8 protein-coding genes and 1 tRNA gene are annotated in these 8,260 nt (G+C 60.4%); 5 read left to right on the plus strand and 4 right to left on the minus strand.

All coding sequences use genetic code 11. From position 1 onward, the window contains the following. Positions 1-20 precede the first annotated feature (20 nt). A complete protein-coding gene (locus NKI58_RS12865; protein WP_352641994.1) occupies positions 21-407 on the plus strand; it encodes a hypothetical protein in 387 nt (128 codons plus the stop codon). Positions 408-532: 125 nt separating this feature from the next. After that, positions 533-922: a DUF427 domain-containing protein gene (locus tag NKI58_RS12870; RefSeq protein ID WP_352853303.1), complete on the plus strand. Its 390-nt coding sequence runs from the start codon at positions 533-535 to the stop codon at positions 920-922. Here NKI58_RS12870 and NKI58_RS12875 read toward each other — a convergent pair whose 3' ends face one another. The 4 genes from NKI58_RS12875 to ppdK form a co-directional block, all read right to left on the minus strand. Next, on the minus strand, positions 923-1,660 hold the full coding sequence (locus NKI58_RS12875) for a polysaccharide deacetylase family protein (RefSeq protein ID WP_352853305.1): 738 nt from the start codon (positions 1,658-1,660) through the stop codon (positions 923-925). It lies immediately after the preceding gene. A gap of 140 nt (positions 1,661-1,800) precedes the next feature. After that, positions 1,801-2,583, minus strand: a complete 783-nt coding sequence (locus NKI58_RS12880; protein WP_352853315.1) for a glycosyltransferase family 9 protein — start codon at positions 2,581-2,583, stop codon at positions 1,801-1,803. Beyond that, positions 2,487-2,903 carry a glycosyltransferase family 9 protein gene (locus NKI58_RS12885; protein WP_352853306.1) on the minus strand — a complete coding sequence of 139 codons (417 nt, stop codon included), beginning with the start codon at positions 2,901-2,903 and terminating at the stop codon, positions 2,487-2,489. Before NKI58_RS12885 ends, NKI58_RS12880 begins: the two co-directional genes overlap by 97 nt. 135 nt (positions 2,904-3,038) lie before the next feature. Continuing rightward, entirely contained in the window at positions 3,039-5,717 is a 2,679-nt protein-coding gene (gene ppdK / locus NKI58_RS12890; protein ID WP_352853308.1) for a pyruvate, phosphate dikinase, read from the minus strand. Positions 5,718-5,902: 185 nt separating this feature from the next. Here ppdK and NKI58_RS12895 point away from each other — a divergent pair, with 185 nt between their 5' ends. The 3 genes from NKI58_RS12895 to NKI58_RS12905 form a co-directional block, all read left to right on the plus strand. Beyond that, on the plus strand, positions 5,903-6,244 hold the full coding sequence (locus NKI58_RS12895) for a VOC family protein (RefSeq protein WP_352853310.1): 342 nt from the start codon (positions 5,903-5,905) through the stop codon (positions 6,242-6,244). 122 nt (positions 6,245-6,366) lie between these two features. After that, a tRNA-Gln gene (locus NKI58_RS12900) sits at positions 6,367-6,441 on the plus strand. A 632-nt stretch (positions 6,442-7,073) separates the two neighbouring features. Continuing rightward, positions 7,074-8,260, plus strand: a 1,187-nt coding sequence (locus tag NKI58_RS12905; RefSeq protein WP_352853311.1) for a calcium-binding protein, incomplete at its 3' end; no start/stop codon positions are given.

Consider the following 8,260-nt stretch of genomic DNA (forward strand, 5'->3'; position numbering starts at 1 on the left):
GGCGAATGAAAGAGGTTCGCATGGACCCGCAGTTCGACGAAAAAGCCCTCGAAAATACGCTTGCCGAAGGTCTGGCCGATCTGGTGGCGGCCGATGTCATGCAGGCCGATCCATTGCCCGACGCCAAAACCGTTTCCGAAGATGAATTCGTTGAAGTCGTCGGTGGCGCCCTCGAAGCGGTCGGCGGCACGCTCTTGTTCAAGATGTGCGTCGAGAACGAGGGCGAAAGCCAGCACGTCGCTGCCGCCTGCGTCGGCGATGGCGGCAATCGCCAGTTCCTGCTGCTCACTTTGCCGACCAGCGGTGGTGCGCTGAAGGTCGAGACCACCTCGAAAAGCACCAATCCGGTGGCAGGCATTGCCGCCGCCTATGCCGGGTTGATGGACGCATTCCAGGCCGCCGCCTAGTTTTAGGCGAGGTATCGGAGGAAAGCGCGAGACTTTCCCCGCGGGCGACGCCCGCCTGGCGGCAGGCAGCTCTTGCGCAATGCTCTTACCAGATACATCTTGGGGTTGAGGCAAGGAGACCCGACATGGACCAGATCGCAAACCCGTCACCCGGCTTTCAGCGCAATCCCGACAAGACGATCACTGTCGAACCTTACAAGGGTACCGTGACGGTGCGCGCCGGCGATGTCGTCATTGCCTCGTCCAGCAAGGTCAAGGTGCTGACCGAATCGCCCTATCCCCCCGTTTTCTACATTCCGTTCGGTGACATCGACTTCAAGCAGCTTGGCAAGACGGAACACTCGACTCATTGCCCCTATAAGGGCGATGCCAGCTATTGGAGCGCGCTGCCCGCCGGCGATGCAGGCAAGGATGCAATGTGGGCCTATGAGCGGCCCTTCGACGAGATGGCGGACATCCGCGACCACGGCGCGTTCTATCCGAACAAAGTGACCATAGAGGCCACGCCCGACTGATCAGTCGGTGGTGCCTTGATTGCCGACGCAGTCGGCATCGTCGAGCCGCACGAAGGTGAGGCCCTTGGCCTTCAGCGCCAGAAGTCCCTGCACCACGCCTTCGCCAGCGGCATGGGTCGGCTGGTTGATGTGAGCAATGATGACGTCGCCGTCTTTTGCTGCCGCAATGCGCCGGGCGGTCTCTTTTGCGCCGAGTAATGACCCGCCGTCGCCGTTGACAGTGAATCCGGCGATCTTGAAGCCAAGCTTGCGTATCATCGCGATTGCTGACGGGCTGTATTCGGCGGTTGCGCCGCGAAACCATTTCGGCGCCGGTTCGCCGGTCACGGAAAGAGCGGCAGCACCCGATTCGACCTCGGCCAGCACGGCCTCCGGGCTGCCGGCACTGCGAATGCCGTAGATCTTTTGCGGTGTGTCGACGGCCGGGACGTGGCGGCCGCCATGGTTTTCCAATTCAAACAGTTCTGGATGCGCCCGCATGATCTCGACGGCGGCGGCGTTGTGCTTCAGCCAGATGCCGGTGACGAAAATGGTGGCGGGAATCTTGTTTTCCACCAGCGCCCAGAGAATCCGTGTGTCGGTCCTCCCGCCGCACGCATCGAGCGTCAGCGCGACGCGGCCGCTGCCCACCTCGGCCTTGATGTGCAGCGTCGGTGCGACGAGCAACCGAGCGTTGCCAGGAGAGACAGCCCATAGCGATATCGCAATGGCGCAAAAATACTTTTGGAACGGGCGCATCGATTAATTCCAGGTCGGCCGGATCAAAGTTGAAGCGGCGACCCCAAGACCGGCATCAAGGCGGAAATCGGGACGATGCCCCTGCCAAAGCGTCGGCAGGGGCAATTTGACCGCCGGCCTGACCTTTGGCAAGCGCGAGGTCACAATGCGTGCTCCACGTCCTTAACCGTACGTGAAAGGATCGCGAGCACCGCCTGGACCACCGCTTTGACCTCAAGTCGCCAGACGCAGCAAGCCTTGCTCGGATCGGGACGGCGGCACAGGTCCCTGGCTATGCACTCGCAAGGCATGGAGGGCCGCGGCGTAACACTGGCCACGCCGACAGGGCCCCAGACGGCCGGGTCGGTCAGGCCGAACAGGCCGACAACCGGCGTTCCGGCGGCTGCGGCCATGTGCATCGGACCACTCTCGTTTCCCAGAAACAGGCGTGCCTGGCCGAGGACCGCCAGCAGCGTTGCCAGCGACAGCGCCCCGACCACGTTGACGACCGGCGAAGCGCCCTTGGCGACGATGCGCTCGGTAGATGCCCATTCATCGGGGCCGCCGACAAGCAGGAACTCCAACCCGGTCTGCCGCGAGATCTCGTCGATCGCCAGCGCAAATCGTTCCGGCTGCCATTGCCGCCCCTGGAAGCTCGCTCCTGCATGAACGGCTATGAAGGCGTTACGCCGGAGATGATGCCGGTCGAGAAGCGCCAATGCCCTGGCGGTCTCCAGCGGCAGCGGCTCAATCGTTGGGACCGGCGCACGCAACTCCACGCCAAGCGCCTCAAGCGGCGAAAGATAGCGGTAGAGATAATGCTGGCCACCAAAGCCAAATGGCTTGGCTAGGACATTGGCGGGCTGGCGTTCCAGCCAGCGCAACGGTTTTTCGGGAGGATCATATCCGACGCGGGTCTTGGCGTTGACGAGCCTGACGATGATGCGTGAGGTTTTGGAATCGGCAGGTCGATGGTCAGGTCAAACCGGAACCGGCGCAGAGCGCGCACCATCTCGTAAAGCTCGCGACCACGCTGCACAGGGGTGCCACGCATCCGTACGCGTCGGAACGCCACCACGTCCGAGGCGATGCCATGAGCCAATAGGAAACTGGCAAAGTTCGCCTCGCAAAGGAACACGATCCTGGCCTTTGGATATTGGAGGCGCAGGTTTCTGGCGAGCGCGGAGGCCAGGACAAGATCGCCGATGAATTTCGTCTGGAGGATGAGAATCGAGCGGACGTGCGTGGGCGGGTTCTGCAACATCTGTTTCTGGCACCGGGGCGGGTTCGGGGGCCGGAAACTGGGCAGAAACGATGTCGGGATTTGGAGCCGACAGACGCACGTTCGCGTGAATTCGGTTACAAATCGGTAAGGTCAGATGCCGGTGGACTCCAACTCCTATCCGCGGCCGTTCTTTGCAGCCTGCACCGCCGCTTGCGCGGCGGCCAGCCTGGCGATCGGCACCCGGTATGGCGAGCACGAGACGTAGTCGAGGCCGACCTTTTCGCAGAAATGGATCGAGGCCGGGTCGCCGCCATGCTCGCCGCAAATACCGAGCTTGATGTCGGGCCGCGTCGCCCTGCCCTTTTCGGCCGCCATCCGCACCAGCTCGCCGACACCCTCTATGTCGAGCGACACGAACGGATCCTGCTCGATGATGCCTTTTTTCCGGTAGGTCTCGAGGAACGAGGCCGCATCGTCGCGCGAGATGCCGAACGTGGTCTGGGTTAGATCGTTGGTGCCGAAAGAGAAGAATTCGGCCGCCTCGGCAATGACATGAGCGCGGATCGCGGCGCGCGGCAGTTCGATCATCGTGCCTGTCAGATAATCGATCCTGACGCCGGTCTCCTGCATCACGCTTTTGGCGACGGCGTCGATGCGAGCCTTGACGAAGTCGAGTTCCTTCACCAGCCCCACCAGCGGCACCATGATTTCGGGGACCACCAGCGCGCCGGCCTTCCTGCCGGCCTCCACGGCCGCCTCGAAAATGGCTCGTGCCTGCATCTCGGCGATTTCGGGATATGAGACGGCAAGCCGGCAGCCGCGATGGCCGAGCATCGGATTAAACTCGTGCAACGCTTCGGTGCGCCGCCGGAGCTTGTCCGGCGACACATTCATGGCGGCGGCGACCTCGGCCACCTCCTCCTCGGTCTTGGGCAGGAATTCGTGCAGCGGCGGATCGAGCAGGCGGATCGTCACCGGCAGCCCGGCCATGATCTCGAACAGTTCGAGGAAATCCGAGCGCTGCATCGGCAACAGCTTGGCCAGCGCCGTTCGGCGGTCCTTTTCGGTATCGGCCAGGATCATCTCGCGCATGGCAACGATGCGGTCGCCGTCGAAGAACATGTGCTCGGTGCGGCAAAGCCCGATGCCTTCGGCGCCGAAGGACCGCGCCATGCGCGCATCGAGCGGCGTCTCGGCATTGGTGCGCACCTTCATGCGGCGCGCGCCGTCGGCCCATTCCATGATGGCGGCGAAATCGCCCGAGAGTTCCGGCTGCAGCATCGGTACGGCACCCTTCAGCACCTGGCCGTTGCCGCCGTCGATGGTAATGATGTCGCCCTTGCGGAAGGTCGCGCCCATCGCCATCAGCGTGCCGGCCTTGTAGTCGACGCGCAGCGAGCCGGCTCCCGAAACGCAAGGCTTGCCCATGCCGCGCGCAACAACGGCGGCGTGGCTGGTCATGCCGCCGCGCGTCGTCAGGATGCCTTCGGCCGCATGCATGCCGTGGATGTCTTCGGGGCTGGTCTCGATGCGCACCAGGATCGCCTTTCGGCCTTGTGTCTTGGCCTCCTCGGCGTCGTTCGAGGAAAACACGACTTCGCCGGTGGCAGCACCCGGCGAGGCCGGCAGGCCGACGCCGATAATGTCGCGCGCCGCTTTTGGATCGATTGTCGGATGCAGCAACTGGTCCAGCGAGGCCGGATCAATGCGGGCGACGGCCTCTTCCTTCGAAATCAGTCCATCCCTGGCCATGTCGACCGCAATCTTCAGCGCCGCCTTGGCGGTGCGCTTGCCGGACCTGGTCTGCAGCATCCACAATTTGCCGCGCTCGATGGTGAATTCGAGATCCTGCATGTCGCGGTAATGTTTTTCCAGGCGGTCGGAGATGCTGACGAAAGCCTGGAAGGCGTCCGGCATCAGCTTCTGCAGCGACGGCTTGTCGGAACCGGCGGCAATGCGCGCCGCCTCGGTGATGTTCTGCGGCGTACGGATGCCGGCAACGACATCCTCGCCCTGGGCGTTGACCAGGAACTCGCCATAAAGCTGCTTTTCGCCGGTCGACGGATTGCGGGTGAAGGCGACGCCGGTGGCCGAGGTGTCGCCCATATTGCCGAAGACCATGGCCTGGACATTGACCGCCGTGCCCCAGCTTTCGGGAATGTCGTGCAGGCGCCGGTAGGTGATGGCGCGGTTGTTCATCCAGCTGGAAAACACCGCACCGATGGCGCCCCACAGCTGCTCGTTCGGATCCTGCGGAAACGGTTTGCCGAGCTCCTCCTCGACCTTGGCCTTGTAGAGCGCGATCACGCCTTGCCATTCGATGGCCGTCAGCTCGGTGTCGAGCTCATGGCCGAGGCCGCCCTTCTGGTCTTCGAGAATTTCCTCGAACACCTCATGGTCGAGGCCCATGACGACATCGGAATACATCTGGATGAAACGGCGATAGCTGTCATAGGCAAAACGCGCGTCGCCTGAATCGGCGGCCAGGGCTTCGACCGTCTCGTCGTTGAGGCCGAGATTGAGCACGGTGTCCATCATGCCGGGCATGGAAGCGCGGGCACCGGAGCGCACCGACACCAAAAGCAGTTTCGACGGATCGCCGAAACGGCGCCCGGTCAGCCGGCCGATATGGTCGAGGGCGACCGCAACATCCGCTTCCAGCGAGGCCGGATACGCGTGGCCGTTGGCGTAATAGGCGTTGCAGACCTCGGTGGTGATGGTGAAGCCTGGCGGCACCGGCAGGCCCAGGCTGCACATTTCGGCAAGATTGGCGCCCTTGCCGCCGAGCAGATTGCGGTCGCCGGCACGGCCTTCCGCCGCTCCATCGCCAAAGGTGTAGACCCATTTGGTCATGCTTGCTCCCCGGTTGCAGGAGATTGGAAATACTGACAAATTGAGCGATATGATGCTGCAGTGCGAAAGGCAAGGCATCGACCAAGCCGGCCGACCTCTACAATCGATTAATGAAAAGCGGCGCCGAAAGACTTGCTTTTTGGAAAGCTTTGTTGTAGAACATAACGTGAACAAAGGGCAAAACGATGAGAATGACCGGAAAGCTCGATTATCTGGAAATGCCGGCGACAGGCGGAACGCTGGACAGGGTGAAGGCTTTCTACAGCGCGGCCTTCTCGTGGTCGTTCACCGATTACGGGCCGACCTATTCAGCCTTTGCCGAAGGGCTGGACGGCGGTTTTCAAGCGGATGGCCAAGATGCGCCGGCGGCGCTGCCCGTGCTCTATTCCGAAAGGCTGGAGGAAACATTGAGCGCCGTCGAGAATGCCGGCGGCACCATCGTCAAGCCGATCTTTTCATTCCCCGGCGGCAGGCGGTTCCATTTCGTCGATTCGGCCGGCAATGAAGTGGCGGTGTGGGGTGAATAGGTCCGTTCAAAGTGACGATTGCAAAACTGGCGGGTCGGTCGCGCATAGTCGATATGTCGGCATTGAGCTTTCTCGCGGCTCGTCCTATAAGGCCGCGCGCACAGCGGGCACGCTCCGGCTGTTGGGGCGTCGCCAAGTGGTAAGGCATCGGTTTTTGGTACCGACATTCCCAGGTTCGAATCCTGGCGCCCCAGCCAGTTCTCCCATTCTGACGATCCCCCGAACGTAATCTCAGTTGCAGACATCTTGGTCGTGGGTTGGCACCTGCAGTATCTGTCCACAACAAATTAGTGTCGCCGGCAGAGAACGTGGTCCGGCCAGCATCTTGGCTTAACGTCAACTCGATTGGCCGGCAGGCAAATACATATTGTGTATAAACGCCACTTGTCTGCCTATGGCCTGGTGTTCCATCTTATATATTAAAACTTTCATAAGCCAAAACATCTGATTTTTGTCACTCTTCTGAAGCTAGTCAACACATCAAACGATTCTTCATGAGAATATTCGTAGTCGTGTAGTAATTTTTAATAAACTTAAATTGTTATTAAATAAGCTTTGGAGTATAGTTATGCAGTATCCGCGATGGCTAAGATGTCGTAAAACATCAACAAACATCCCTCAAAAACAACATGAGCATCCCTGCACGTAAATTCGATTTTTATCCCACAAGTCCGACTATCCGAAAATATATTTTTCGCCGAAATGTGACAATCCTGCCACCGATCAACCATTCTATCAGGGCGTGCGGGTATGTGATTTGGCGCTAATATACACCTTCTAGTAGGCAGGCATCCGCGGGGCGCTATCGATTCAAAATGAGGGATTATGGATGGCGACTCTCCATTACACGTCGGGCGGATCCGGCACGGACATTGCAAAAGCCGGATTCAATCTGGCTAGCGTGCAATATGTTGACCAGGTCAATGAGCTGCCAGAGGGCATGAAAGGCTTGGTCTACCTCGACGAGGCCAACGGCGTAACCCAATCCTTTATCGACAAGGTTACTCCTTTCATCGGCAATCCGAACGTATTTGGGTTCTTCCTAGTTGACGAGCCGGATCCCACCGGCCAATGGGGTACCTACGCCTCTGCCGCAAATCTGAAGGCAGAATCCGACTGGATTCATGAGCATTTTCCAGGCGCCAAGACCTACATCACAATGATGAGCTTGGGGACGTCGGCGAATCCGGATTTCAGGGGCACGTACAATCCCGCCAATACGGGTATCGATTACTACGGCATAGATGTCTATCCCGTCCGCACGGATGGCCCGGTCGACTACAACATGATCGATAAATTCGTGGCCGCCGCTCAGGCATCGGGCATCCCGACGAGCCAGATCATTCCAGGTTACCAGGCGTTTGGAGGCGGCGAGTATAACACCGATATGGGTGGCAAATATGTGGTGCCCACCGCCGCCCAGATGGAAACCATGATGGAGCACTGGGCCAAGCTGGTTCCGTCACCCGTCTTCGACTACGCGTATGCGTGGGGTTCGCAGCGAGGCGACACCGCGCTTGAGAGCTCCCCGGAACTGCAGGCCGTTTTCCGGGAGCACAATCTCGCAACGACTGGGACCGCTCCGCCTCCCGTCGACACAAGCGACACCTTGTACGGCACCAGCGGCGACGATGTGTTTCACGGGGCCGGCGGCCACACAATGATCGGCTATGGCGGCAATGACACCTATTATGTCGATGACATCCGCGATAAGGAGATTGAGGCTGCGGGCGGCGGTACCGACAAAGCATTCGCCTCTGTAAGTCATGCGCTTGAGGCCGGATCGGAAATCGAACTTCTCGCCACCAACAGCCCGTCCGGCACCACGGCGATCAACCTGACCGGCAATGCGTTCGCCCAGACCATCCAGGGCAATGCCGGTGCCAATGTCATCAACGGTCTCGGCGGAGCCGACACGATGGCCGGCTATGGCGGCAACGACACATACTATGTCGACAATGCCGGCGACAAGGTGATTGAGGCTGTGGGCGGCGGCACTGACAAAGTGCTCAGCGC

Source organism: Mesorhizobium sp. M0522 (assembly GCF_040321085.1).
Lineage (GTDB): Bacteria > Pseudomonadota > Alphaproteobacteria > Rhizobiales > Rhizobiaceae > Mesorhizobium.